Source organism: bacterium (assembly GCA_024226335.1).
In the GTDB taxonomy this organism is placed as follows: domain Bacteria; phylum Myxococcota_A; class UBA9160; order SZUA-336; family SZUA-336; genus JAAELY01.
The window spans coordinates 1-24,908 of the sequence record JAAELY010000474.1 but is presented as its reverse complement, the minus strand read 5'-3'; the positions used below and the strand labels follow the sequence as shown (position 1 = coordinate 24,908).

The window sequence follows — 24,908 nt, the reverse complement described above, 5'->3', positions numbered from 1 at the left end:
TCGGGGGGGACGGCCAGCGGCAGAGCAGGAGGATGAAATTGACTGCCCCAGAATTAGCACAGACGCAGCTGGCGTGTAAAGACCTCTATTTTCCGCCTAAGGGCTCGTTTTCCCTTTGTTTCCCGAGGCTTCAGGAGCGGGTGTTCAGGCGGCATCCTGGGCGGCGTACTGCAGTTGATAGAGCCGCCAGTAGAGCCCGCGCTCGGCCAGCAGGGCTTCGTGATTGCCGACCTCCCGGATCTCCCCGTGATGCAGGACGTAGATGCGATCGACATCCTGGATCGTGGAGAGGCGATGAGCCACGACCATCGAGGTCTTGCCCTCCATCAGGCGGTGCAGCGCGTCCTGGATCAGGACCTCCGTCTCGGTATCGACGCTCGAGGTCGCCTCGTCCAGAAGCAGGATCTGCGGCCGCTGAGCCAGCGCCCTGGCGAAGGAAAGCAGTTGGCGCTCGCCAACCGAGAAGTTGAGCCCGCGCTCCCGGACTTCGTGGGCATAGCCATCGGGCAGGCGCCGCACGAACTCGTCGACATGGACGGTTCGAGCCGCGGACTCGATCTCTTCCTGCGAGATATCGTCTCGGCCCAGCCCGATGTTGTAGGCGATATCGCCCGTGAACAGGAAGACGTCCTGCAGCACGAAGGCGATGTGGCGTCGGAGTTCCGCGCGCGAGAATTCGCGGATATCGACACCGTCGACGAGGATGCGACCCCTCTGTGGCTCGTACATTCGCGCCAACAGCTTCAGGATCGTGGTCTTGCCCGCCCCGGTGTGCCCGACCAGAGCGATGCGCTCGCCGGGCTCGACGCGAAAACTCAGGTCTTTCAGGACCGGATCGTCCGGATTGTAGGCGAATGTCACGTTCTCGAACTCGACTGCGCCGACGACCTCGCGACGCTCGATCGCCTCTTCGGGTTCGGGCTCGACATCGAGCAGCTGAAAAATGCGCTCGAGACTGGCCATCGAAGACTGCATGACTGAGTAGCGCGCCGAGAGTTCCTGGAGCGGCTGGATGAACTTCCGCATGTAGTCGTAGAAAACGAAGATCAAGCCGAGATCGACCACGCCCATCTCGAGCATCTGGGCTCCGTACCAGAGGATCAACGCGATCGTGAGGTTTCCGGAGAGCTCGATCGACGCGGAAAGAAGTGCGTCGAAGTTGATCGACCTGAACCAGGCGTTGCGGTGTTCTCTGTTGATGGCCGAAAAATCGCCGAAGTTGCGCTTTTCGCGGGCGAAGAGCTGGACCACCTTCATTCCGGTGATGGTCTCCTGCAGATGCGCATTGATGCGGGCGATGCGCACCCGCACCAGGCGATACGCCTCGCGCACCTTCCAGCGGAAGATGATCGAAGCCACGACCAGAACCGGAACCACAGCCATCGCCACGAGAGCCAGTTCCCAGTTCAGATAGAAGAGCACGCTGGCAAAGACCGTCATCAGGAACAGGTCGGCGATCATCATGATCAGACCGCCCGAGAACATCTCGCCCAGCGATTCGACGTCATTGCCCAGGCGCGTGACCAGGCGACCTACCGGATAGGTGTCGAAAAACTTCAGCGGCAGTCGTTGCACGTGATCGAAGAGTCGCTCCCGCAACGCGCGCATGGTGCGTCCGCCGAGAACCGCCATCGAGATCTGACGAGCGAATTCAACCAGGACCAGCAGGCCGGTGACGCAAAGGAACACGAACCCGAGCCAGGGAATCAGCGGGATACCCCCGGGCGGTTCCGCCACGAAGGAGAGGATTTTCAGCCCCGGGAAACCGCCCTGACCCGACAGGTGATTGAGCGCGACCCCGAAAAGTGAAGCGGGAATCAACATCAGGAGCGGACGGATCGGGATCAGCAGCGACCCCGCCAGCAGGAACCGCCAGTGCGGGCGCATCAGAGGCCACATCCGCGCGATCAATTGCGCGTCGTAGACCTTGCCTACAGCCTCCTCTTCGTCGAAACCCGGCGTCAAGCGACTCCTCCTTCGATCTCCGCTTCGAGTTGCTGCTGACGGTAGATGCGCTCGTACACACCGGGGTTTCGCAACAGGTATTCGTGCGTTCCGACCTCGGCCACCCGGCCTTCGTCGAGCACGATGATGAAATCAGCATCGCGCACTGCAGAGGTGCGATGCGCCACGATGAAGCAACTGCGTCCGGACCGCGCGCTGCGCAGTTCCTTGAGAATCGCCTCCTCGGTCGCGGCATCCACGCTAGACAGCGAATCATCCAGGATCAGAATGGGCGGATCGAGGGCGAGCGCGCGCGCCAACGCGATACGCTGACGTTGCCCGCCCGACAGCGTGATGCCGCGTTCGCCGACGGGTGTGTCGAACCCCTGGGGAAAATCCTCGATATCGCCTAGCACGTGTGCGCGACGGGCCGCCCGACGCACGGCCTCGCGATCTGCGTCGGGGCAGCCGAAGCGGATGTTCTCCTCGATCGTCGTCGAGAACAAGAAGCTGTCCTGAGGCACCATCGCGATACTCGAGCGCAGCAGGTTCAGGGGTATCCGATTCACGTCGTGCCCGTCGATGAGCACGTTTCCGTCTTCGACTTCGAGCAGGCGCGGTATGGCGGCGAGCAGAGTGCTCTTGCCCGACCCAACCGCGCCTACGATACCCACCGTCTGTCCAGCTTCGACCGAGAAACTCACATCGCTGAGTGCGGGATGGTCTTCTCGACCCTTGAATTCATACGAGAGTTTGCGCACCTCGACCGAACCTCGTAGGTGGGTCAGATCGAGCGTTTCCTTGCCGTCCTGGATCGACGGAACGGTGTCGAGGATCTCGCCGAGACGCTCGAGTCCCGCCAGCGCACGCATCGCGATGTTCACGACGAAGCCCATCAGGAATGTCGGGAATGTGAGCAGGACCGCATAGCTGTAGAACAGCCACAGGTCCGCCGTCGTCACGCGACCCCCGATCACGCCATACGAGCCTCCGACCAACACGGCGATCTGGGCGACGCTAGGCAGCATGCTGATCGTGGTGAACATTCCGGTCGAGACAAACGCGAAGCGCACCTGCTTCTGATAGAGACTGTCGTTGTCCAGTGCAAAGCGCGCACGCTCGCGGTCCTCCATGGCCGCAGAGCGCACTACGAATACACCGGCGGCATTTTCCTGCACCCCCGATGACAGCACACCGAGTTGTTCCTGCGTGGCCAGGCTCCACAAGTGCATGCGCTTGCCGAAGAAACGCGTGATGAACACGAACAGCGGATACGGAGCGAGAACCCAGAGAGCCAGTTGCCAGTCGACGCTGAGCATGACGCCGATCGCCCCGAGGTACAGGATGGGTGTCTGGATGATGTTCAAGATGCCCATGCCCATGAACAGTCGGACGTTGTTCACGTCGTTGACCGCACGCGACATCAGATCCCCGGTGCGCTGGCCGGCGAAGTAGGACTGGGGGAGCTTTTGCAGGTGTGAGAACAGGTCGTTGCGCAACCCGTACTCGATCTGACGACCGGCCCGGAACATCGTACGGCGCGTTCCGAAACGCAGCACGGCGAACACGGTCGCGATACCCATGAGGACGAACGCCGCCGCCTGCACTTCTGCCAACGAACGACCGGCCTCAATGCGTCCGACCACCTCGCGCATGGCGAGAGGAACCAGTTGGAATGCGAATGCATACGCCAAGGTCAGGGCGGCACCCAGGATGTACCGACCCTTCTCCTGGCGCACGTACGCAAATACGCGCTGTCTAGGGGTCAAGCCAGCTCAACTCCCGGGGGATCGCGCAACAATACCACATCACCGACGGAGATCCCGACTCGGCGCTGCGCGCTTCCTCCGTTGCACGCTACTTCGAGCGTGCCCGACGAACCGACGAGCGCCAGCAGGGCGCCGGTGGCGACGTCGCTGTAGGTGCGCACGACCGGCAGAAGCTCGGAACCCACCTCCGCAATGCGGCCGATCGCCGCTTCCGGGATCAATGGCAGGTCGGTAATCAGATTTCCAAAGCGATCCACGTGAACGACACGGCCCGCGCTCCGTCCGCTGCTCACCTCCACGCGCGCCACGGGCAAGGAAGCGGCGGGCACGGAAGCGGCGGGCAAGCGCACGAGAGAATCGGAGGGAATCTGTGTGCCACTCGCCTCGATCGCACCACCGGCGGCAAGAAATCCCGCCACTGGAGCGAAGAGATCCCGGCCCTGAAAAACACTGCTGACGGGTCGATTCCACAATTGCTCATTGCTCAATACGAAGCTCGCTACGCTCTCGGCTCCGCGCAGCACGAATTCCAGCAGTCCATTGTCGGGTGCCACGTAGATGTGATCGTCGATGCGACAGGCGATCGCGCGCCGATCGGAGCCTACCCCGGGATCGACCACGGCCAGATGCACGCAGCCCTCCGGGAAACGGGGCGCGGCCTGCGCCAGAACCCAGGCACCCGAAAGGACGCAGCCGGGTTCGATCTCGTGGGCCAGATCGATCAATCGGGCTTCCCGACAGCGACTCAGCACGCCGGCCTTCATCGCACCGACATAACCGTCAGCGGTTCCAAAGTCGCTGAGCAGCGTGACCAGCGGCGCACTCATCGCGCAACTCCGCGTCGATACCAGGCCGCCACGCGCTCACGATCCAGCCCCGACGCCCAGGCCACCACAGCCAACTGGTTGCGCCACCATTGTCGCAAGGCTCCGTTTCGCTGGTAGCGTCGAGCCGAGGCGAACGCCCGCTGGGGCAGGATGACCAGTTCACCCGCCCCGCTGATCTGTCGTGCCAGATCGAGATCCTCGAACAGGGCGACGGGCGCGATGCCGTCGGATTCCATCAGGAGTTTGCGGCGCAAAAACAGGGCTTGATCCCCATACGGCAGGCCAAACTTGCGCGAGCGCCAGAGCGCACCTCTTTCCAACAGTCTGAAAAACAAGCCCTCGGCTTCGAAACGCAGGGTGAAAGCCCCACCCGCGCTGATGGGATCGAGCATCGCTTCCCGCAGTGCCTCGTACCAGCCCACCTCGAGTCGGGTGTCGGCGTGCAGGAACAGAACGATCTCGCCACTCGCCACCCGATAACCGGCATCCATCTGATGGGCGCGACCCGGCAGAGCGTTGAGGACGCGATCGGCCCCCAGAAAGCGTGCGGTATCACTCGTTCCGTCGCGACTGCCGCCGTCCACTACGATCCGTTCGACACCGGGAAGGCGCGTGCAAGCCAGCGCTCGTTCGATTGAACGTTGCTCATTGAGGGTTGGGATGACTACGCTAATCGAGATTCCGGCTGCGGGCACCGGTGAAGAGTGCGATGTACCGGCAATTTTGACAATCGAATCGACAACCGGAGGGCGGCCGAGAACGAACGGCCAGAACGCGATTTGACTACGAAGCACACCGATGTGGTGATCCTGGGCAGCGGCCTGGGTTCGCTGACCGCTGCAACCTACCTCGCCATGGCGGGATTGCGTGTCGTGATGCTCGAAGAAGAGGCGTTGACGAAACGATCGCCTTTTCTGCGTGAGCCCTTCCTGCTGTCGAGTCTCGGAAACCGCGGATGCATCCTGCGTGTACTGCGGGAGCTGGCGATCCCGCTGATCGAACAGCGCCGCATCGAGCACGACGAACTGGCGTTGCAGGTGCTGATGCAGAACGCGCGCATCGACGTACGGGCGGGTCGAGAGGCGTTGGCGCGGGAGATCGAAGCCTATGAAGTGGCGGAAGCCAAGACCGTGCTGTCGTGGTTCGCGCCCGTGGACCGGATTGGCGACGAGATCCGCACCGCACTGATGCCCGAGGTCAAGCTCAACCACGGACCGGCCATGGTACGACGCTTCGTCGAACGCAGTGTGCGCGAAACGCCCGCCGAGGGTTTGCTTCCGGAAATTCCCGAGTCACTGCGCGCCTTCATCGATGCCCTGGTCGCTCCACTCTCGGCACGTCCTCCAGGCGATCCGCAGACGGGTTCCGCTTTGCTCCTGCGCAGCACCGCCGATGGCGGACATCGAATGAGCGGAGTGGGCGATCCGTTCCTCGACCTTCTGCGCCGGCGTTTCCTCGCCCTGCACGGCGAGATCCGGAGCGTCGGCGAATTCTCGCTATTGTCGAGCCGCAGCGAAGTGGGCGTGGAGTTCTCGCGCGGCTCCTTGCAGGCGCGCGCACTGGTCATCGGCGCGCCACTCGAACTGGTTCGCCGTGCGATCGGAGAACCCGCACCTCGCTGGCTACCGGCCAGTTCCCTGCCCACCGACCTGCCGCAGAGGCTGTTCCGGACAGATCCCGAGTCCCTGCCGATCGGGCTCGATACCCGGGCGGTCGTGGCCACCGGCAGCCCCGACGATTTGCACTGGATCTCCCGGCATCTCGATCGGGAAAACCCAGAAATCGAATGGCTAATCTTCTCTGGACCGGGGGCAATTCACCTCGATCCCGAGTGCCCTCTGGGAGATCTCAATCCGTTCCAGGTGGGCGAGATCAGCGAGATCGAGCTGGGGCCGGGTCCAGATTGGGACCGCGACGCCAGCGATCTGCGCTTTCCCGGGCCCAGGCCGAGCGCGAGTCTGCGAACGAGGCCGCCAGTACAGCTCGTTGGCGCCCAGGTAGCCCCGGCTTCGGGCTTTGAAGGCGAGATCCTGGGTGCCCGACAGGCGGCGGCCAAGCTGCTGGAACGCCTGGGCACTCCCAAGATCTGAGCCCGGGCCGGACCCCGGGCATGGGCTCCAAGTTGAGGCTTGGCCGTGGTTTTGGTAACTACGGGCGTGCAAGATCGCGGTCGGTGGCAGTCCGTCGCCGAGCCAGCCAGCGGCCGCGAGCCGCGGACCAGATTGGAAGAGGCGGGAGACAGCATGGCAGCCCAGTGCGAGGTTTGTGGCAAGAAACCGGCGAGCGGCAATAACGTGAGCCACGCCAACAACAGGACGAAGCGCCGCTTTCTCCCGAATCTTCAACGGGTTCGAGCGGTGATTGACGGCCGCACGAAGCACGTTCGCGTGTGCACCCGCTGCATTCGTTCCGGAAAGGTGACGAAGGTCGCCTGAGCCCCCGGCCATGCCTGGGAACAAGCAAAGCGCGACCCGCCGGTTGCTTCGACTCCTCGCGTACGCACGTCCGTACTCCTGGGTGGTCGTCGTCGCGGTGGTCTTTTCGCTCTTGTACGCCTCCGGACTCACCGGGCGCGTCTATCTGATCAAGCCCCTGATCGATGACATCGTCATTCCCGATCTGAATGCCAAGTCGATCGGCGGTCTGCTGAGCGGCGAGAACCCTCTGACCGGACCCGTCGCACCCGAGGCCCTCGAGGCACAGCGCGCTGTGATGCGCGAGCGCGTCGACCAGAACCTCTACAACATCGTGCTCGCGGCACTGGGCATCGTGTTCCTCATGCCGTTGGTTCGACTGGTGCGCGACTACGCGGTCGAATGGGTCATGATTCGCATGTGGGCCGATATGAACATGGACCTGGGCTCCAAGTTCTTGCGACTGCCACTCGCGCATCACGTGCGCGGCAAACGCGGAGACTTCCTGGCGAGGATCGGCAGCGACACGATGGTCGCCAACCGCGCGCAAGGGTTGGTATTCGGCGAAGCCATCCAGCACTTGTTCCAGATCCTGGGCGCCCTCACCTGGGCCTTCATCCTGTGCGCTCCGCTCGCGCTGATTCTCCTGCTGGTCGGCCCGCCGGTCGCGCTGGTGTTGCGGGTTTTCGGTAGTCGCATCCGACGTAGCAGCCAGCGGCGGCAGGAACAGATCTCCGAAGTCTTGCAGCGCCTGGTCCAGATCCTATCGGGCATCAAGGTGATCAAGGCCTTCGGTGCGGAAGCGCTCGAATTCGATGCCTACGCAGGTGAGATCAAGCGCTACTTCCGACGTGCCCTCAAGGTGGTGCGCAACCGAGTCCTTTCTCGCAGCCTGGTGGAACTATCGAGCCAGGCGCAATTCGTGTCGGTCATCCTGGTGGGAATCTACGCGCTTCTCTCGGGTTGGTGGGGCATCACGCTCGGAACCTTCGCCGCCTTCATGGGCGTTTCGGCGATGCTCTATGCGCCGACCAAGAGCCTGACCAAGCTCTACAACTCGGTCCAGGATGCCCTGCCCGCTTCGACTCGTGTTTTCGAGATCCTCGATTCCGACGAAGAAGTCGGGAACGTCGCCGATCCCGTGAGCATCGAGCGCATCTCACAGGGGATCCGCTTCTCGGGAGTCTCGTTCAATTACGATCGGGAAGAGGTTCTAAAGCACATCGACCTGGAGATCAGTGCGGGCGAGAGTCTGGCGCTGGTGGGACCCACCGGTTCGGGCAAGACCACACTGGCCGACCTTCTGCTGCGTTTCCACGATCCGACTTCGGGCACGGTGGAAATCGACGGTATCGATCTGCGCAGGCTGGAGCGGGAGTCACTCAGACGTCTCACCGCAGTCGTCACCCAGGAGCCATTCCTTTTCGATACGTCTCTGTTGGAGAACATCCGCTACGGACGTCCCGAAGCCAGCTTCGAAGAGGTCGTCGAAGCGGCGCGCGCGGCGAACGCAAATGAGTTCATCGAGAAACTCCCCGATGGCTTGGAGACGCAAGTCGGCGAACTGGGCGCGCAACTCTCCGGTGGTCAGCGGCAGCGGATCACCGTCGCGCGGGCGATCCTGCGGGACCCACAACTCCTGATCTTCGACGAGGCCACCTCCGCTCTCGACGCGAAGTCAGAGCAGATCGTCCAGGACGCGATCGGGAATCTGATGGAGGGGCGAACCGTGCTGGTGATCGCTCATCGTCTGTCGACAGTGCAAGCGGCTGATCGCATCGCCGTGCTGGAGGACGGGCGCATCACGATGACCGGGACGCATGATGAGTTGATGAGCCGCGGCGGGCTGTATCGCGAACTCGTTGATCTGCAACTGGCGAAACCGGCGGACGGCCGGACGTGAGTTCGAAGACCGAAATTCGGCGAATTTCCGCGGATCAGACGCACTCTCTGCGCCACTCAGTACTGCGACCGCACCAGGAGGCCGCTCAACTGGTGTACCCGGGTGACGACGACGAAACGACGTTCCACCTCGGAGCTTTCCTGGACGGCGAACTCGTGGGCGTGGCGTCGATCTATCGCGAAGCACGCGAAGGCGGCGACGGGCTTCTGGAGTGGCGTCTGCGCGGCATGGCGACCGCGAAGAGCGCACGCCGGCACGGTATCGGGCGAAAACTGCTCGAAACCTGCACGCAACAGATCCGCTCCACGGGCGGAATACTGCTCTGGTGCAAGGCACGGGCGAGCGCCCGCGAGTTCTACCTGGACTCGGCGCTCGAAGCCGTGGGTGAAGAGTTCGAACTACCCGACATCGGAACGCACGTGATCATGCAGCGCTCCCTGACCTGATCACCTGATCCTGAATCGCGGAGTGGTAGAGCTTCTCGAGTTCCTGAGCGTAGTGAGCCACGGCGTGCTTCTCGAGCACTGAACGACGCGCGGCACGGCCCCATTCCCGCCACCGTTCGGGCTCGCGTGACAGGTCGATGAAGGCCGCGGCAAGCGACTCCACGGATTCATCGACGAGACGTCCAGTCTTCCTGTCCGTCACCGTACTGGGCAAGGCTCCCCGACGGCTCGCGATCGGCGGAATCTCCATCGACATGGCTTCGAGCACTGCGCGACAGGAGCCGTCGGAACCCGGCACCAGGAAGACCAGGGCGTTGAGCTGCGCGAGGGCGTCCAGGTAGTCATCACCTCGATACCCGTCGTGGATCACAGCGTGTTCCAGACCGAGGCGACGAACCGGGTCGGTCAGCACCTCCTTCTGGTGCGTGCCCCGCCCCATCACGAGCAGGCGTAAGTTCGGAACTTCCCGAAGTGCGCATGCAAAAGCATCGAGAAGTAGATCGACGCGACGGTGCAATTGCAGGCGTGCCACGAGTCCGATGACCCGCGAGTCCGGCGCCAATCCGAGCTTGTTCTGCAGCGTCTCCGATGGCTCCCGCGGCGAGAAACGCTGCGAATCGACGCATCCGGGAACCACACCGACGCGCGATGCGATGCCACCGATCGATTTGCGTGTGACCTCTGCGAGTTCTTGCGTCAAGACGGCGACTGCGTCGGACCCGGTCGGACCGAAGAGCCAGCGATTCCACAGGTTGGGCGGAATCGGATCGCCGTGATGCCAGCTCACGACGAGCTTCCCCTGCCCTCTGCGACGTGCGCGCAGCAGGAGAATATGGTCGCGCGTGTGGTGCGCGTGAATCACATCGTACCCGCGATTTGCGAGCAACTCTCGCAGACGTCGCACATCCTGCCGATCCCGGAACGGACGAAATCCCTGCCCGGGAGCAAGAGTGAGCACCGGATCCAGGCCGCGATTGCGGGCATGAACCTCGACCCCGCCGTCTTCATCGGGGGGCGCCGAAGGGCAGACCAGGTCGACCTCGTGACCGCGCTCGCGCAGTCCGGTGACCGCGTGCAACATGGGTTCGGCCGGACCGGTCCACTTCCAGTCGCCAGTGACGTGCAGGATCTTCATCGTTCCCGGCGCAACTCCAGTTCCCAGAGCTTGGCGTACTTCATGAAGACGTAGTACGAGGTCGAGATCGAGACCAGAAATCCGGGAAGTCCCAGACGGAATCCCTGACGCAAGAAATAGCCCTTCAGAAAACGTGTGAACGGGCGCACCAGGAGATCCAGCAGGCGAAAGCGCACGCCCGAATCGTACATTGACTGAGCGAGCGAAGCCGAGAACTTGTCGATCGTCTGGATGTGATCCGCCAGGTCGCGGTAGTTGTAGTGTTCGAAACGACCCTCGAGACGAATCACGGCTCCGGGAACTTCGACTCTGTCGTGCGGATCGAGTCCGGTCCAATGACCGGCTGAGCGTCGAAACACGCGCAACTGCCAATCCGGATACCATTCACCGCGATCGTGCCAGATACCGAGGAAGCGTGTGACGCGATCCAACTGGAACCCCCCGCTGAACTCCGGATCGCGTTCGATCGCAGCGCGAATCGTCAACACCAACTCCGGCGTCAGGACCTCGTCGGAATCCAGACAGACCACCCAATCGTGTGTCGCCTGGTCCAGCGCGAAGTTCTTCTGTTTCACATAACCGAGAAAATCCTGCTCGATCACTCGGTCGGTGAACCGCCGGGCGACTTCCGCGGTGCCGTCGGTCGAACAGGAGTCGATCACGACGATCTCGTCGCAAAACGACAGGGACTCGAGGGTGCGCGCGATCCGATCCGCCTCGTTGAAACAGATGACCACGCCCGAAACGGGTGGTCGAACTCGGGTCGAAGCGCTCACTGGCGCATCCGCTCGACACTGAGAACGCCCGGAATCTTCGAAACCTGCTTGATGACGGCGTCGATGTTCTTCCGATCCTTGACCAGGAGTTCAAAGGTCTGCACGGCCCGGTTGTTCTGGCTGGTGGTAATCCGTCCGTTGTCGATGTTCACGCCCTCGGCGCTGATCTTGTTCGATACTGCGGCCAGCAGACCCGGACGATCTTCGGACACCACTCGTAGTTTGACCCGGCGCAGCTCTCCCGGGGTGCTCTCCCAGGTGACAGGAACACGCCTCTCCGGATCCAGATGGAAGACCTTCGAACAATCACGTGCGTGCACGGTCACACCGCGACCGCGCGTAATAAAACCCTCGACCGGATCGCCGGGCACCGGAGAGCAGCACTTGGCAAACCGGACCAGTACCTGATCTACACCGCCCACCTTGACGGTTCCCGGATTGCGGCTGGCCCGCATCACGCGCTGGAAGAGCGTGGGCTTCGTATCCTCGTCTTCGGGTTGTCCGGTGAGAGCTCGCGCAACGCTACGCGCCTCGAGCTTGCCGTACGCGATGGCCTGAAGCATCGCATCGAGATCTTTGTGTTTTCGTTCTTTGGCTATTCCCTTGAGAGATCCATCTTTCAAGAGCTTTTCGTACTTGAGCCCGCGCGCCCGCAGGTCGCGTTGCAGGATCTCGCGACCCAGACTGCGCGCATCCTCGACTTGATCCGCTTTCAGCACGTGGCGAATGCGACCGCGGGCTCGCCCGCTCACGACGATGTCGAGCCACTCCTGGCGCGGCTTCTGATGCGGGGATGTGATGATCTCGACGGTGTCGCCGTTGTTGAGCTTGTAGCTCAGGCGTACCAACTGCCCGTTGATCTTTGCGCCTGCGCAGTGATTGCCAACCTCTGTATGTACGGCGTACGCGAAGTCGATCGGTGTAGCACCAGCGGGAAGCGCGATGACATCACCCTGGGGACTGAAGACGTAGACTTCGTCGGAGAACAGGTCGACCCGCACGGTCTCCAGGAACTCATTGGGATCCTTGAGTTGCTGCTGCCACTCCAGCATCTGTCGCAGCCAGGCGAACTTCTGCTCGTCGGACGCCTTGGTATCGCTGGCACCCTTGTACTTCCAGTGAGCCGCGATGCCGAGTTCTGAAACACGGTGCATTTCCTGCGTGCGGATCTGCACTTCCATGCGTTCGCCAAAAGGGCCGATCACGGTCGTGTGCATGGACTGGTAGCCATTGGGCTTGGGCATGGCCACGTAGTCCTTGAAACGCCCGGGAACAGGCTTCCAGAGATTGTGAACGATGCCCAGGGCCTCGTAGCAGGTGGCCGGCGTACCGTCGACGATGATGCGGAAGGCGGTCAGATCGTAGATCTGGTCGAACTCCAGGTTCTGCTCCTGCATCTTCTTGTAGAGGCTATAAGGTTCCTTGAGTCGTCCCGTTACCTCGCTCAATAGCCCGTGATCGTCGAGAACCTTCTGCAGGGATGACCGGACTCCTTCGATGTAGCGCTCGCTCTCACTCTTGCCTCGCTGGATCTTTTCTTCGATCTCGGTGGCCACCGCCGAGAACAACTCTCGGAAGGATTGACGCTCCAACTCCTCCTTCATCCAGTAGATGCCGAGCCGATGGGCCAGTGGCGCGTAGATATCGAGCGTTTCCTGGGAAATGCGCCGCCGCGAGTCCTCTTTCATGTACTTGAGAGTGCGCATGTTGTGGAGCCGGTCGGCGAGCTTGATCAGGATGATGCGAATGTCCTTGGACATGGCGAGCAACATCCGGCGAAAGTTCTCGGCCTGGTGTTCCTTGCGACTCTGGTACTCCATCTTCGACAGCTTGGTCAGACCCGTGACCAGCTCCTGGACTTCGACACCGAACTGCTCGCCGATTTCTTCCTCGGTTGCATAGGTATCTTCGATGGTGTCGTGCAACAGTCCGGCCGCCACGGTCACATGGTCGAGTCGCATGTTCGCGAGGATTCCAGCGACCTCCAGAGGGTGAGTCAGATACGGCTCTCCTGAGAGGCGCTGCTGTCCCTGGTGCACCTTCGCCGAGTAGACATAGGCCTTCTGCAGCACGGAAGTATCCAGATCTGGGAAATTGGTCTGAACGCGCTCTACTATCTCGTTGATCCGTGCTGCCATGGAACGTCCGCGCTACTCGTCTCTTCGGTCCCTCGCAAGCGCGATGATTTCCTGCAACGCGCTCACGGCTTGCGGTAGCTGATCGTTGACTACCTGGTGGTCATAACGGTCTCGCGAGAGCATCTCTTCGCGTGCTCGCGCGAGTCGCTTCTCAATGACTGCGCCCGCATCTGTTGCGCGCCTTCGCAGCCGATCTTCCAGTTCATCCAGTGACGGAGGTTCGATGAAAACGAATACGGCGTCGTCCGCCAGGCGATCCCGCAACTGGTCGGCGCCCTGTACCTCGACTTCGAGGATCAAGTCGCAGCCTTCCCGCGTGGGACCTTCAACCGCCGAGCGGCTGGTGCCGTAGAGGTTTTCGTTGTACTCAGCCCACTCGAGGAACTCGTTGCGGTCGATCATGCCCTGGAACTCTGCACGGGTGATGAACCAGTAATCCTCACCATCGCGCTCACCGGGTCGGGGCTGACGCGTCGTGTGCGAGATCGAAAAGCGCAACGACGAGTCCGTATCCAGAACGCAACGCAATAGCGTGCTCTTCCCGGCGCCGGAGGGGCCGGAGATCACGAAGGGAATACCGCGACGCGTTCCGGTCATCCCTCGTCCTCGTCACCGTCGCCCGCCAGACGCATCGACAGGGTCTCGGTCTGCACGGCCGCGAGAACGATGTGGTCGGAATCGGTCACGATCACCGAGCGGGTCTTCCGCCCCTCTGTCGCGTCAATCAGCTTGCCGCGTTTTCGCGCTTCTTCGCGCATTCGACGGATCGGAGCGGCCTGCGGGCCGATCACGGCCACGACGCGGCGCGCGACGACTACATTCCCATATCCGACGTTCAGTAGCTTCACTCGACGTTCAAAACCTGTTCGCGGAGCTTCTCGAGTTCCGTTTTCAGTTCCACGACATCGCGCGCAATCGGCGCATCCGATGCTTTGGAACCGATGGTATTGGTCTCGCGACCGAATTCCTGCAGCAGAAACTCGAGCTTTCGCCCGATGGACCCGCCGCCGTCCAGTGTCTCACGGAACTGGGCGCAGTGGCTGCGCAAGCGCACCAGTTCCTCGGTAATATCGAGCTTGTCGGCGTAGATCACGATCTCCTGCTCCAGGCGGGCCGGGTCGACTTCGACTTCGGGAGCGAGTGTCGCCAGGCGCTTCTGCAGGCGCTCCCGCAGACCCCTTGTGATCTCTTCGGCCCTGGATTCGAACTGCTGGACGCGTTCTTCGACTCCCGTAATCCGCGACAGGAGTTCGTCTGCCAGGGCCAGGCCCTCGCGTTCGCGCATCTTGCAGGCGGCCAGGCAGGCCGCCTCGACCGCCTGGAGTAACGTGTCCCCGATGGCTTCGGCCTGCAGTTCCGGTTCGCGCATTCGTGCGACACCGGGTAGCGCCAGGAGCGACGAGATGGAAAGTGAATCGTCGAGTTCGAGCGCGCTGGACAATTCTCGACCCGCCTCTGCGTAACGCTTCGCCGCCTCTTGATCGATCTGGAGTTCGGGCTCGGACACGCCTTCGCGCGGCAGACGGATCGATACTTCGACCTGACCGCGCGCGAAATGCGCGGAAGCGGCTCGTCGCAGCTTCGCTTCCAGTGAACTCAGCTCGCGGGGCAGCCGCACGCGCAACTCCAGATGGCGTCCGTTCACCGAGCGCACTTCCACAGATACAGCGCCTCGCTCGAGTTCTGCCTCGGCACGGCCAAAGCCCGTCATCGAACGAACAGATTCGCTCATCTGCTCGCTCCGAGGGCCTGGCGCAACTGACCGGGTGTGAGCGTCGCGGTCCCGGATACGGCCACGACAACACCAGCGGCTGCGTTCGCGATTTCAGCGGCTTCCTGCCAGGTCGCACCAGACAGGCGCCCAAGCGCCAGGGCTGCGATCACCGTGTCCCCGGCGCCGGCGACATCGGCCACCGCCTGGGCGGCGGTCGGGATATGCCGCGTTGGCTCATCGGTCGCGAACATCGACATTCCATCGCCTCCGCGCGTCAGGGCCAGATTGTGGACCCCGCTCAATTCGAGCACCTGGCGGCCCAGTCGTTCCAGATCCGCATCGGAACGCACGCGGAAACCGACGACCTGCTCGGCCTCTCGCTGGTTCGGTTTGATCAACTCCGCCCCCCGGTAGATCTCCCAGGGGGGATCCTTCGGGTCGACGAAAACCGCGACCCCGGAAGCCCGGAGGATGTCCATCGCCTCCGAGATCACCGCCGGACCCAGCAGACCCTTGGCGTAGTCCTCGAGGATCACCAACTGCACCTCGCTGGCCGCAGTGCGGATCGCATCGAGTACGCGCTCGACGAGCGCAGGCGCAATCCGCAGTTCGGTCTCCCGATCGAAACGAACGACCTGCTGCGCACGCGCGATGATGCGGGTCTTCTCTGTCGTGGGTCGCGATCCATCGCTCACCAGGCGACGCGCTCCGATCTTCCAGCGCTCACACAGTCGGCGGATTTCCAGTGCGGCGTCGTCCTCGCCGATCACGCCGACCACTTCTACGCTTGCGCCGAGGCTGGCCAGGTTGCGCGCGACATTGCCCGCACCGCCGAGCATCGTCGACTCGCGGTCGACGTGGACTACGGGGACCGGAGCTTCGGGTGAGATACGCTCCGTGTTGCCCCACAGATAGCGGTCCAGAATCAGATCCCCGACGACCAGCACTCGATGCTGTCCGAAATCCGCGATCAGCCGAGTCGCACGGTCGGGATCGATCAACGCTGCAGACCTCGGCGCAGCAACTCGTCGGTCGCCGCCTGCACCTTGTCTTCTGGATTCTGACCGCGCACGAAATCGATTACCTCGTCGATCGAGTCCTCGAGTCGAGACTTGGGTTCGTAACCCAGTACCTGCCGCGCGTGCGTGATGTCGGCGTAGCAGTGGCGGATGTCTCCGGCTCGGAAGTGCTCACTGATCTGAGGTTTGATCTGCAGGTCGAGTCGCGCAGCCAGCAGTTCCGCAAGCTGCAGGATCGACGTCGGCCGACCCGTTCCCACATTGCAGACCACGCCGCCGTCGGCCTGGGCGCGCAGAGCCAGTAGATTGGCCTGGACGATATCGGAGACGTGTACGAAGTCGCGGCTCTGCAGACCGTCCTCGTTGACGAGGGGAGGATTGCCATTGAGCAGACGCGCGCTGAAGATTGCGCCGACTCCGGTATAGGGGTTCGAGAGCGCCTGCCGCGAGCCGTAGACATTGAAGTAACGCAACGCGACCGTGGGAATCCGATAGGCAGCGCCGACCGATAGAAAGAGTTCCTCGTGATCGCGTTTGGTCACCGCGTAGACCGAAGTGGGAAGCAAGGGCTTTGTTTCGGGTGTCGGAACCGGTTTGAGAGATCTTCCTCGTTCGTCGAAGATCTCCCATTCCCGACGCTCGAACTGCTCGTCACTTCGCAGGCCGGGAAAGACGCTCTTGCCGTCGGGATCGACGTACTGGCCTTCGCCGTAGATCGACATCGACGAGGCTACGACCATGCGTCGGATCTCATGGCGCCCACTGGCGATCTCCTGCAGAACGACGGCCGCACCCAGGGAGTTGATCGAGACGTAGTTTTCGATCTCGTACATCGATTGGCCCACGCCGACCGCGGCGGCCTGGTGGTAGATGACTTCCATGCCCTCGAGCGCCCGTCGCACCGCCGCCGCATCGCGCACATCTCCGCGCATGCGCTCGGCCGCGGGGTTCAAATAGTCCGGCCAGTCGGCGTCCTTGCCGTGCACCTGCTCGTGCAGGGAATCGAACACCCGGACCTCGTGGCCCTCGGCGAGCAATTCGTCGACCAGATGCGAACCGATGAAACCGGCGCCACCTGTAACCAGAATCTTCAACTGCTTCCCTCCCGGGTGCGTCTCCGACGAGACCGATTTGAGTCAGAAATGGCCTGAAGCTCCCGACCCGCGCCAAGCGTCGCGTCGGAAGCTCCGGCTGAAGCGATCAGGCCGATCCCAGGCCCGCGGACGCCGGACGGCCCGCAATATGCCAGGCCAGAATCTTGCGGTACTCCGAAGCGCGGCGCCCGCCAAACACGCAGCCGAACAGGATCTTGGCCATCACGATGACACGGAGCGCCTGATATGTCAGGAATCCGCGGTTCTTCTTGAAGAAAAGATAGCGACTCCGGTGGAATTCGATGCGCGTACGCAGTGGCACCTTCTTTTTGGTCGATTCCCCGTACAGGTGAATCACATACGCATCGGGCAGGTGCATGACTCGCCAGCCAGCCGAGCGAATTCGATGGCACCAGTCGGTTTCCTCCAGGAAGAAGAAAAAGTCCTCGTCAATCGTTCCGACCGTTTCGACAATCTCGCGCCTCACGAACATACACGCGCCTAGCACCGCCTCGACTTCTACCGGCTGGGTGTATTCGATGCGTTTGCTCGGATAGCGACGCGGAAACAACCGCCTCAGGACCGACTGGGAGATGATCTCGGACACCAGCGTCGGCGAGTTGTGAATGCAGTTCTGTCTCGTCCGATCTGGATTCAAGAGCTGGGGACCGACGACGCCGACGTCGGGATGCTCGTCCAGATAGGCCACGCATTGCTCCAACCCACCTTCGAGCACGATCGTATCGCTGTTGAGCAGCACTGCCGTTCGACCGTTCATGCGCTCGAGTCCGCGATTATTGCCCCCGCCAAAACCGATGTTCTTCGGCAAGGCAATCACGCGGGTCTCGGGAAACTGCTCGCTTACCTGCTCTACGGTCGCGTCGGCCGAGCCGTTGTCGACCAGGATCACCTCGTAGCTGATCTTCAGTCGAGCATCGCGAATGGAGGCCAGGCAATCGAGCACGAGGTCTCGCACGTTCCAGGCGACGATCACAATCGATAGATCCACGGTCGGCATCACGCGTGTAGCTCCAGTTCGACGCTGCCGAGCCAGTCATCGCTCATGAGAGCCTCGCGCGCCTCTTTCAACACACGTGCCGGGCTCAAGAGCGCCATGCAGCGATGATCGGTTGGACAGACCTTCTTCTGGCACGGCGAACAATCGACTGGCTCGCGCAACAACCGCGTCCGCTTCAGATTCAGATTGGTGTACGCCGTGCTCGTGGGGCCCATGAGCACGAGTGTCGGCACGTCGAAGGCGGCGGAGATGTGGCGCGCACCGGCGTCGTTACAGATCAAAAGACGAGCGCGAGACAGAACGGACTTCAGCAGCGAGAGGTTCATGGCTGAGCCTCCCAGAGAGATGATTTCGTCGCCGGTCTTGTGTGCGATTTCATCGGCCAGGACTTCCTCACCGGGCGCGTGCACCAGCGCCACCTTCGCGCCATCGTCGATGAGCGCACGAGCCACCTCGGCCACATAGGCAGCGGGCCAGATCTTCGACGGCCCGAAACCAGCTCCCGGTGCCAGGCAGACGAGCGGTGCATCGCCCGTCAGGCCCTGCCTCGCAAACAACGCCTCGCAGGCGGCCTCCGCTTCAGTTTCGCTGAAAAGCTCGAGCTCGGTTCCCTCATCGGGACAACCCAGTCGTCCCACGAGGTCCAGATAGTAGCGCTCCATGGCCACCGGAACGAAGCGTCCAGCCTCCCGAGGGGCCGGCACGGCCTCGCTCAGGAGCAGACCGCGGCCGCGTCGCGCGTATCCCAGGCGCCGGGGCGCTCGCGTGGAAAAGGCCAGAAGCGCACTGGAAACGGAATTGGGGAGAACCACGGTAATTTCGCTGCCGCGCAATTCGCGAGCGACCGCGAGGCGGCGCCGGAACTGGCGGACCGCCCCCCCACCCGCGTAGATGTCGTGAGCCAGGATCCGGTCGATCCGGGGACTGCCTCCCAGCACCTGATCGAGGGGGCGACGCAAGACTGCGGTGATTTCGGCCTGGGGGAAGCCCCGCCGCAGGCTCCGCAAGGCCGGGGTCGCCATCACCACATCACCCAGGTGATTGGGCAGAATGATAGAGATTTTGTCCTTGTTTTCAGCCACTTATATCGATCACAGGAAACCCGACAGAAAACGAGTTTCGTTCTTGATAGGACTCTGCTGACATCGCGGCAACGCGGCGCGTCAAACTCCTGCCAGAAGCTCGAGGGCGGCGCTGGCAACATCTTGTACGCCGATCCGGCTCATGCAGGCCCGAGAGGGACATCCGAGCCTACAGGGGTTACAGCCGACGTCCTCGCGAACGATCCGATGTGGGCTGCCGGAGAACGGCGCGTTCTCGACGGGATCCGTGGGACCGAAGACCGCCACCAGTGGCAATCCGAGCAGGGAAGCCAGGTGCATCGGGCCCGAGTCACTGCCGACGAAAAGCCGGGCTCCCCGCATCAGCTGCAGCAAGTGAGAAATCGATTGTGTTGCAGGAGCCAGATGGGCGGCCCCTTGGGCGCGCGCCACGACCTGTTGCGCGGCCTCGCACTCGCCTTCGACAGGTCCCCAGGTGATCAGGCTCTCGAGTCCCGCCTTCTCGCGCAGGATGAGGGCCAGTCTCGCGAAGCGAGCCGGATCCCAGCGCTTGTAAAGCGTCAAGGGGCTGGTGCCCGGATGCAGGACGGCGAGGCCAGTGGGCAGGTCTGCCAACTCGGGAGCGGGATCCGGCGACAATTCCAGCGGCGGGGCCTCACGGACCGGCTCACCGCCCAGAAACCGCACCAGCGCGTCGTTGCGCTCGAAGCGAGACAGGCGCTCGCACGCAATCGAGACCCGATGGGTCAAAAAGCGCTGACTTCCGTCGCGTGAGAAGTGCCGGTCGTAGCCCACACGCATCGGAATTCCGGCCGCTCGGGCCAGCAATCCGCTCTTGAGAATCCCGTGAAAATCGACGGCCAGATCGTAGGCACCACCCCGCAGTTTCTCCACGAGTTTCAGAGCGCTGCGCCTGAAAGCGAGCGGATGGCCGATCCGCAGGTCGTTGCGCGCGACCCGCACGATGCCGTCGAGGCCCCGGATGGCCTCGAGTCCGGCCGCCGCGCGATCCTCCACGAGCCAGTCGATGTGGGATTCTGGATACAGCGCGCGCAGGGCGGCAAACGCGAAACGCGTGCGCACCACGTCTCCGAGCGCGCCCAGCCGGATCACGAGAATTCGCCCGGCCGGGGGCGTTTCGGACAGCTGGGCGAGCAGGCGCGGAGGCGCCGGCCTGGTTTCAGCGATCGGCATTGGCGCTGGCACGGCGAACGGATAGCATTGACGATCTCATGGTCGCCCCCCGGATCCTCTGGCGCTACATCCTGCGCGACGTCTTTTTCCACTCGCTGCTCGGACTCGGCCTGATGAGTCTCCTGCTCGTAGTGCAAAACGTCCTGCGCTTCATAGAGGATCTGCTATCGGCCGGCGCGGGCTGGATGGGCCTGGTGCAGTTGGTGGCCGTGATCCTGCCCAGCTACCTGGCGTTCGCGATCCCCACCGCACTGCTTTTCGGCATCTTGTTGGCGTTCGGGCGAATGTCGGCCGATGGAGAGATCGTTGCGATTCGCGCCTCGGGCGTGAGCGTACCTCGACTGCTGCCGCCGGTTTTATTGCTGGCGGCCCTCGCTGCACTGGTCACCGGGCACCTGGTCTGGGAAATCGAGCCCAGGAGCCACGATCGCATGAAGTCGCTCGTGCGCGAGTTCGCCAAGAGTGTGCGGATCATCAAGCCGGGCTCGTTTCAGGAATTCGGCGATCACATGCTGTACGTCCACGAACAGGGCGATGAAACATGCCCCTTGCGCGGAGTACTGATCGGCGACTTCCGCGACGATGAACGCAGTCTCTTCATCTCGGCGAAGTGCGGTTCAGTTGTAGAGGACACGGAGCCCGAGGGAGCCGGGAGCATCGGTTTCGAGCTTACGGAAGGATCGATCCACTTCTCTGCTGTCGAGAAGAAACGCTACCGCAAGATCCGCTTCGCACGGATGCACACGACGCTCGACCTGAGCGAATTCATACACGCGCACAAGCGCCCCCGCGACTTCACGTTCAGTGAACTGCTCGAACTCGAGCGCCAGTTCGAAGCTGGAGACCCCCCAGAGCTGCGCGGCAAAACCGGACGCGCAGGCGTGCAGACGCAGATCCACCGCAGACTCGCCTTCCCGATGGCGTCGGTACTGCTCGCGATCGTCGCGGTACCCCTGGGCATCCGGCCACTGCGTTCCGGCCGTTCAGCGGGCGCACTCACTGCGATCGCGGTCATGGGTCTGTACTGGCTCTTGTTCAGCGCGGGCCAACTCGCCGCTGAAGGCCGATACGCCCCAGCCTGGCTCTCGGTCTGGAGCCCCAACGTCGTCGTTTTGCTGGCGGGATTCTGGCTGATCCGGCGGACCGTCCGGGGGGAGACCTGATGCGCGATCCGATTGGAGAGGTTCCGCCTGGCTATGTCGTCCACCGCGTTGCCGATGTCTGGCTGATTCTCGACCGAAACGAAACCCCGGACCTGATGCGCCTGCGACTGGCAGACCCAGCCGTAAGAAAGACCCTTTTCGCGCGCGGCCCGCGGCGCGGCCGCGGAACCACGCCCAGCGTTGCGCTGCGACACGACCTGCGGGTGGTGCTGCGGCGCTATCGGCACGGCGGCCTGCTCGGCTGGCTCACGGGTTCGCTCTACGTCGGGACCTCGCGCGCCGCAGAAGAGTTGAGTGTCACCGCGGCAGCCGAAGCACTCGATGCACCGGTGCCTCACGCTCTGTGCGTCGTACTCTGGCCGGTTTTCGGTCCCTTCTGGTCCGCCATGATCGGCACGCGTGAAGAGCCCAACGCAAGCGAACTGCTCGGAGTCCTGCATTCCCTCAAAGACGTCAAAGCCCGGCGAATCCTGATCGCCGAAGTGGCCGACGCAGTGCGCCGCTTGCACGACGCGGGCGTGGACCACCGCGATCTACAGTTGCGAAATCTGCTGGTCGTGCCGAATTCCGGGGGCCGGCGCATCGTGGCGGTCGACCTCGACAAGGCCGTTTTCCATGGAAGTGGCGGTCTCTCCAGTTCGGTGCGGGCCAACAACCTGGGCCGACTGCACCGATCGGCCGTCAAGAACGGGCTGGCGGGCTCGCGCATTGGACCCAGGGAACTGGCGATCTTCGCAAGTGCCTACACACGGGGCGATCGCGAACTACGCGCTGAACTGCGCGGCTGGACCCGGCGAGAGAGAATCAAACTCGCACTGCATCAGCTGCGCTACCGATTCAGCAGCTCGCTCACGCAACCAGCGGATTCGCCTCTTCGACCAGCATGACGGGAATCCCGTCCTCGATGGGAAATGAAAGCGAGCACGCCCCACAGTCGAGCGCCGCCTCGGAGCCGTCGGCCCATTGCACGGCCAGTTCGCCCTTGCAGAGCGGGCAGACCAGCATCTCGAGCAGATCCGGGTCGACTCGTCCGCTCACGCGTGTCCCTGCTTGCGCATCAGTTCCGCGAGATCGCGAGTTTCGAGCATCAGGTCTTCCATGGATTCCAATGGAAACTGGCTCGCCGCGTCGCACAGGGCGTCGTCGGGATTCGGATGTGTTTCGAGAAACAGCCCGTTTGCGCCGGCCGCAACACCGGCTCGCAGAAGGACCGGGATGTACTCCTTCGGAGCCCCACCCTCGGGATCGGTGCTCGGTATGCCGTAGCGCCGCACCTGATGACCGGCGTCGAAAATGACCGGGCAACCCAGGGCCTGCATGCCGGGGATCGAAGTCATGTCGGCGACAAATGAGTTGTAGCCGTGACAGGTGCCGCGTTCGGTCAACAGGATCTGCTGATTGCCCGTGCGCCGGATCTTGCCGACCGCACTCGACATCGCATCGGGCGAAAGGAACTGCGCCTTCTTCACGTTGATGGGACGGCCCGTCTTTCCGGCCGCGACCACCAGCGATGTCTGCTGGCACAGGAATGCGGGGATCTGAATGATGTCGAGCACTTCGCGCGCAGCCTCGAGGTCTTCGACGCGATGCACATCGGAGATCACGGGCAGCTCGAACTCCTGCTTGATCCGCGCCAGGATCTCCAATCCATCGTCGAGTCCGGGCCCGCGATAGGACTCTTCCGAGGTGCGATTGTCCTTTTCATAGGAGGACTTGAAAATGAGCGGAACTTCGAGCTTCTCACTCAGCTTCTTGAGTCGTTCTGCGGCCGTGGCCGTGGTGCGGTAATCCTCGATTACGCACGGACCGGTGATCCAGACCAGGGGCTGGCCGGGACCGAAGATCAGGGGGCTAGTGCGATCGTCGCCGATTTCGACGTGGTTCGGTTGCATGGGTCTCCCGTCCCCAGCGCGCACCCTCGTTGCGAGAGTTTCGCGCAATCCAGAGGGTAGTCCGTTCAGCGGGTCGTGGCGAGGACGCTAGGTTTGAGGATGTCCCGGCTGCCGGAAACGCGGAAAGCGTCGTCCAGGCCCAGTTCTTCCCAGGTGGCCACCGATCCGTCTGCCTTTTCCACCTCGAAACCGGCATCGCGGATCATCTGATAGACCTCGCGGGGGCTCTCGCCCTTCGTGGTCAGATAGCCATCCACAAATAGCGAATTCGCGGCGTACAGCCCCAGGGACTCCTGGGAGCGCAGATGGCCTTCTCGCCCGCCGGCCATGCGCACTTCGGCGCTCGGGTTCGCCAGGCGCACCATCGCCAGAATGCGCAGCGCGCGCGCGGGCGTGAGGGAACCGTCGGACTGCAAAGGATTTCCCTCGATCGGAATCAGGAAATTGATCGGGATCGAGGGAATCGATAGCTCGCGCAGTTCGAGGGTCACGTCGACGATGTCCTCGTCGCTTTCGCCCATGCCCACGATCAAGCCACTGCACTGCTCCAGACCCGCCGCCGTCGCCGCGCGAAGCGTGTTCAAGCGGTCGTTGTAGGTATGGGTCGAGCAGACCTTGGAATAGTGCTGTTCGCTGGTATTCAGGTTGTGGTTCAGACGGTCGACACCGGCCTCCTTGAGGCGCCGGGCCTTGTCCTCGTCGAGAAAACCGACGGAAACACAGACTTCGACGGGCACTTCCTTCTTGATCGCGCGCACGGCATCGGCCAGGAAGTCGATGTTGCGATCTGCGGGCCCCCGCCCGCTAGCGACCATGCAATAGCGGAAGGCACCGGCCTCGTGAGCGGCGCGTGCTTCAGCCAGGAGTTCTTCGACGGGCTTCCACGGGTACGGCTTGAGCGGAGCTTCGCTGACGGTCGACTGCGGGCAATAACCACAGTCCTCGGAACAGCGCCCATTCTGGGCGTTGTTCAGCACCTGCACGCGCACGCGGCGACCAAACGCGCGTTCGCGCACCAGAAACGCCTCGTGAAGCAGGGGAAGCAGGGGAACGTCATCGCGCAGGAGCCCGAGCAGCTCTGCCTTCGTCAACGCTGGACCATCGAGAATTTTCCGTGCCAGATTCATACGGCAGCGGAGGGTACCAGATTCGCGGCCCCGGGGTGCGCCCCCCGAGTGGAAAGTGAACCAATCCGGGAACTTGCAGCTAGGGAATCTCTGCACAGGGAGGAATCGAGCGAGAAGCGGGAGTCGCCGCCTGAGCAAGAAGCGTGATCCGATCGGAGATCCGTAGAGCTGCAGAGGGTCGCGCGACGCAGCGCAGGCGGATGCATCGCGCTTCGCAGCCGCAGCCTCCCTGTGCAGAGGTTCCCTAGCCCTGACGGCGGTGAGCGTCTCAGGC

24 protein-coding genes are annotated in these 24,908 nt (G+C 62.8%); 6 read left to right on the top strand and 18 right to left on the bottom strand.

Annotated features, from left to right (window positions below):
- Nucleotides 1–144: 144 nt before the first annotated feature.
- Genes GY725_22585 through GY725_22570 form a run of 4 tightly spaced genes read right to left on the bottom strand, consistent with a single transcriptional unit; the run spans nt 145 to nt 5,235 of the window.
- Nucleotides 145–1,965, bottom strand: coding sequence for an ABC transporter ATP-binding protein (locus tag GY725_22585; protein MCP4006977.1), 1,821 nt, complete (start codon nt 1,963–1,965; stop codon nt 145–147).
- Nucleotides 1,962–3,713, bottom strand: coding sequence for an ABC transporter ATP-binding protein (locus tag GY725_22580; protein ID MCP4006976.1), 1,752 nt, complete (start codon nt 3,711–3,713; stop codon nt 1,962–1,964). The genes GY725_22585 and GY725_22580 overlap by 4 nt, the downstream gene beginning before the upstream one ends.
- On the bottom strand, nt 3,710–4,540 hold the full coding sequence (locus GY725_22575) for an SAM-dependent chlorinase/fluorinase (protein ID MCP4006975.1): 831 nt from the start codon (nt 4,538–4,540) through the stop codon (nt 3,710–3,712). Before GY725_22575 ends, GY725_22580 begins: the two co-directional genes overlap by 4 nt.
- Nucleotides 4,537–5,235, bottom strand: coding sequence for a glycosyltransferase family 2 protein (locus GY725_22570; protein MCP4006974.1), 699 nt, complete (start codon nt 5,233–5,235; stop codon nt 4,537–4,539). Before GY725_22570 ends, GY725_22575 begins: the two co-directional genes overlap by 4 nt.
- A gap of 84 nt (nt 5,236–5,319) precedes the next feature.
- Between GY725_22570 and GY725_22565 the strand changes: the two genes are divergently transcribed.
- The 4 genes from GY725_22565 to GY725_22550 all read left to right on the top strand — a co-directional run bounded on the left by GY725_22565 (nt 5,320) and on the right by GY725_22550 (nt 9,303).
- Nucleotides 5,320–6,630, top strand: a complete 1,311-nt coding sequence (locus GY725_22565; GenBank protein ID MCP4006973.1) for a hypothetical protein — start codon at nt 5,320–5,322, stop codon at nt 6,628–6,630.
- Between the two features lie 153 nt (nt 6,631–6,783).
- A complete protein-coding gene (rpmB, locus tag GY725_22560; GenBank protein ID MCP4006972.1) occupies nt 6,784–6,975 on the top strand; it encodes a 50S ribosomal protein L28 in 192 nt (63 codons plus the stop codon).
- Between the two features lie 10 nt (nt 6,976–6,985).
- The gene (locus tag GY725_22555) at nt 6,986–8,857 is read left to right on the top strand and encodes an ABC transporter ATP-binding protein (protein ID MCP4006971.1); all 1,872 of its coding nucleotides are present in this window, start codon (nt 6,986–6,988) and stop codon (nt 8,855–8,857) included.
- On the top strand, nt 8,854–9,303 hold the full coding sequence (locus GY725_22550) for a GNAT family N-acetyltransferase (GenBank protein ID MCP4006970.1): 450 nt from the start codon (nt 8,854–8,856) through the stop codon (nt 9,301–9,303). Before GY725_22555 ends, GY725_22550 begins: the two co-directional genes overlap by 4 nt.
- Here GY725_22550 and GY725_22545 read toward each other — a convergent pair.
- From GY725_22545 to GY725_22495, 11 genes are all read right to left on the bottom strand, one after another.
- Entirely contained in the window at nt 9,281–10,438 is a 1,158-nt protein-coding gene (locus tag GY725_22545; GenBank protein MCP4006969.1) for a glycosyltransferase family 4 protein, read from the bottom strand. The genes GY725_22550 and GY725_22545 overlap by 23 nt on opposite strands.
- A complete protein-coding gene (locus GY725_22540; protein ID MCP4006968.1) occupies nt 10,435–11,214 on the bottom strand; it encodes a glycosyltransferase family 2 protein in 780 nt (259 codons plus the stop codon). The genes GY725_22545 and GY725_22540 overlap by 4 nt, the downstream gene beginning before the upstream one ends.
- Nucleotides 11,211–13,352 (bottom strand): bifunctional (p)ppGpp synthetase/guanosine-3',5'-bis(diphosphate) 3'-pyrophosphohydrolase, encoded by a 2,142-nt coding sequence (locus tag GY725_22535; GenBank protein ID MCP4006967.1) that lies wholly within the window; start codon nt 13,350–13,352, stop codon nt 11,211–11,213. Before GY725_22535 ends, GY725_22540 begins: the two co-directional genes overlap by 4 nt.
- 12 nt (nt 13,353–13,364) lie before the next feature.
- Nucleotides 13,365–13,949: a guanylate kinase gene (gene gmk / locus GY725_22530; GenBank protein ID MCP4006966.1), complete on the bottom strand. Its 585-nt coding sequence runs from the start codon at nt 13,947–13,949 to the stop codon at nt 13,365–13,367.
- A complete protein-coding gene (locus GY725_22525) occupies nt 13,946–14,200 on the bottom strand; it encodes a DUF370 domain-containing protein (GenBank protein ID MCP4006965.1) in 255 nt (84 codons plus the stop codon). Before GY725_22525 ends, gmk begins: the two co-directional genes overlap by 4 nt.
- Complete coding sequence (locus GY725_22520; GenBank protein MCP4006964.1) at nt 14,197–15,084, bottom strand: YicC family protein; 888 nt, start codon at nt 15,082–15,084, stop codon at nt 14,197–14,199. Before GY725_22520 ends, GY725_22525 begins: the two co-directional genes overlap by 4 nt.
- Complete coding sequence (gene rfaE1, locus GY725_22515; protein ID MCP4006963.1) at nt 15,081–16,067, bottom strand: D-glycero-beta-D-manno-heptose-7-phosphate kinase; 987 nt, start codon at nt 16,065–16,067, stop codon at nt 15,081–15,083. Before rfaE1 ends, GY725_22520 begins: the two co-directional genes overlap by 4 nt.
- Complete coding sequence (locus GY725_22510; protein ID MCP4006962.1) at nt 16,064–17,179, bottom strand: NAD-dependent epimerase/dehydratase family protein; 1,116 nt, start codon at nt 17,177–17,179, stop codon at nt 16,064–16,066. The genes rfaE1 and GY725_22510 overlap by 4 nt, the downstream gene beginning before the upstream one ends.
- Before the next feature lie 106 nt (nt 17,180–17,285).
- Nucleotides 17,286–18,197: a glycosyltransferase family 2 protein gene (locus tag GY725_22505; GenBank protein MCP4006961.1), complete on the bottom strand. Its 912-nt coding sequence runs from the start codon at nt 18,195–18,197 to the stop codon at nt 17,286–17,288.
- The gene (gene waaF, locus GY725_22500; protein ID MCP4006960.1) at nt 18,197–19,279 is read right to left on the bottom strand and encodes a lipopolysaccharide heptosyltransferase II; all 1,083 of its coding nucleotides are present in this window, start codon (nt 19,277–19,279) and stop codon (nt 18,197–18,199) included. Before waaF ends, GY725_22505 begins: the two co-directional genes overlap by 1 nt.
- A gap of 81 nt (nt 19,280–19,360) precedes the next feature.
- Complete coding sequence (locus tag GY725_22495; protein MCP4006959.1) at nt 19,361–20,452, bottom strand: glycosyltransferase family 9 protein; 1,092 nt, start codon at nt 20,450–20,452, stop codon at nt 19,361–19,363.
- Between the two features lie 38 nt (nt 20,453–20,490).
- Between GY725_22495 and GY725_22490 the strand changes: the two genes are divergently transcribed.
- Complete coding sequence (locus tag GY725_22490) at nt 20,491–21,615, top strand: YjgP/YjgQ family permease (GenBank protein ID MCP4006958.1); 1,125 nt, start codon at nt 20,491–20,493, stop codon at nt 21,613–21,615.
- A complete protein-coding gene (locus GY725_22485) occupies nt 21,615–22,502 on the top strand; it encodes a hypothetical protein (GenBank protein ID MCP4006957.1) in 888 nt (295 codons plus the stop codon). The genes GY725_22490 and GY725_22485 overlap by 1 nt, the downstream gene beginning before the upstream one ends.
- Here the strand turns inward: GY725_22485 and GY725_22480 are convergent.
- From GY725_22480 to bioB, 3 genes are all read right to left on the bottom strand, one after another.
- Nucleotides 22,465–22,620 (bottom strand): Trm112 family protein, encoded by a 156-nt coding sequence (locus GY725_22480; protein MCP4006956.1) that lies wholly within the window; start codon nt 22,618–22,620, stop codon nt 22,465–22,467. The genes GY725_22485 and GY725_22480 overlap by 38 nt on opposite strands.
- 29 nt (nt 22,621–22,649) lie before the next feature.
- Nucleotides 22,650–23,507 (bottom strand): 3-deoxy-8-phosphooctulonate synthase, encoded by an 858-nt coding sequence (gene kdsA, locus GY725_22475; protein MCP4006955.1) that lies wholly within the window; start codon nt 23,505–23,507, stop codon nt 22,650–22,652.
- Between the two features lie 65 nt (nt 23,508–23,572).
- Nucleotides 23,573–24,634, bottom strand: coding sequence for a biotin synthase BioB (bioB, locus tag GY725_22470; protein ID MCP4006954.1), 1,062 nt, complete (start codon nt 24,632–24,634; stop codon nt 23,573–23,575).
- Between the last annotated feature and the right edge of the window lie 274 nt (nt 24,635–24,908).

What these genes read in the sequence shown, in the direction of transcription:
- GY725_22505 (MCP4006961.1), bottom strand. Translation starts at nt 18,197, where the DNA reads ATGCCGACCGTGGATCTATCGATTGTGATCGTCGCCTGGAACGTGCGA.
- bioB (MCP4006954.1), bottom strand. Translation starts at nt 24,634, where the DNA reads ATGAATCTGGCACGGAAAATTCTCGATGGTCCAGCGTTGACGAAGGCA.
- GY725_22485 (MCP4006957.1), top strand. Translation starts at nt 21,615, where the DNA reads ATGCGCGATCCGATTGGAGAGGTTCCGCCTGGCTATGTCGTCCACCGC.
- GY725_22520 (MCP4006964.1), bottom strand. Translation starts at nt 15,084, where the DNA reads ATGAGCGAATCTGTTCGTTCGATGACGGGCTTTGGCCGTGCCGAGGCA.
- GY725_22535 (MCP4006967.1), bottom strand. Translation starts at nt 13,352, where the DNA reads ATGGCAGCACGGATCAACGAGATAGTAGAGCGCGTTCAGACCAATTTC.
- GY725_22490 (MCP4006958.1), top strand. Translation starts at nt 20,491, where the DNA reads ATGGTCGCCCCCCGGATCCTCTGGCGCTACATCCTGCGCGACGTCTTT.
- GY725_22495 (MCP4006959.1), bottom strand. Translation starts at nt 20,452, where the DNA reads ATGCCGATCGCTGAAACCAGGCCGGCGCCTCCGCGCCTGCTCGCCCAG.
- GY725_22480 (MCP4006956.1), bottom strand. Translation starts at nt 22,620, where the DNA reads ATGCTGGTCTGCCCGCTCTGCAAGGGCGAACTGGCCGTGCAATGGGCC.
- GY725_22575 (MCP4006975.1), bottom strand. Translation starts at nt 4,540, where the DNA reads ATGAGTGCGCCGCTGGTCACGCTGCTCAGCGACTTTGGAACCGCTGAC.
- GY725_22545 (MCP4006969.1), bottom strand. Translation starts at nt 10,438, where the DNA reads ATGAAGATCCTGCACGTCACTGGCGACTGGAAGTGGACCGGTCCGGCC.
- gmk (MCP4006966.1), bottom strand. Translation starts at nt 13,949, where the DNA reads ATGACCGGAACGCGTCGCGGTATTCCCTTCGTGATCTCCGGCCCCTCC.
- kdsA (MCP4006955.1), bottom strand. Translation starts at nt 23,507, where the DNA reads ATGCAACCGAACCACGTCGAAATCGGCGACGATCGCACTAGCCCCCTG.
- GY725_22555 (MCP4006971.1), top strand. Translation starts at nt 6,986, where the DNA reads ATGCCTGGGAACAAGCAAAGCGCGACCCGCCGGTTGCTTCGACTCCTC.
- rpmB (MCP4006972.1), top strand. Translation starts at nt 6,784, where the DNA reads ATGGCAGCCCAGTGCGAGGTTTGTGGCAAGAAACCGGCGAGCGGCAAT.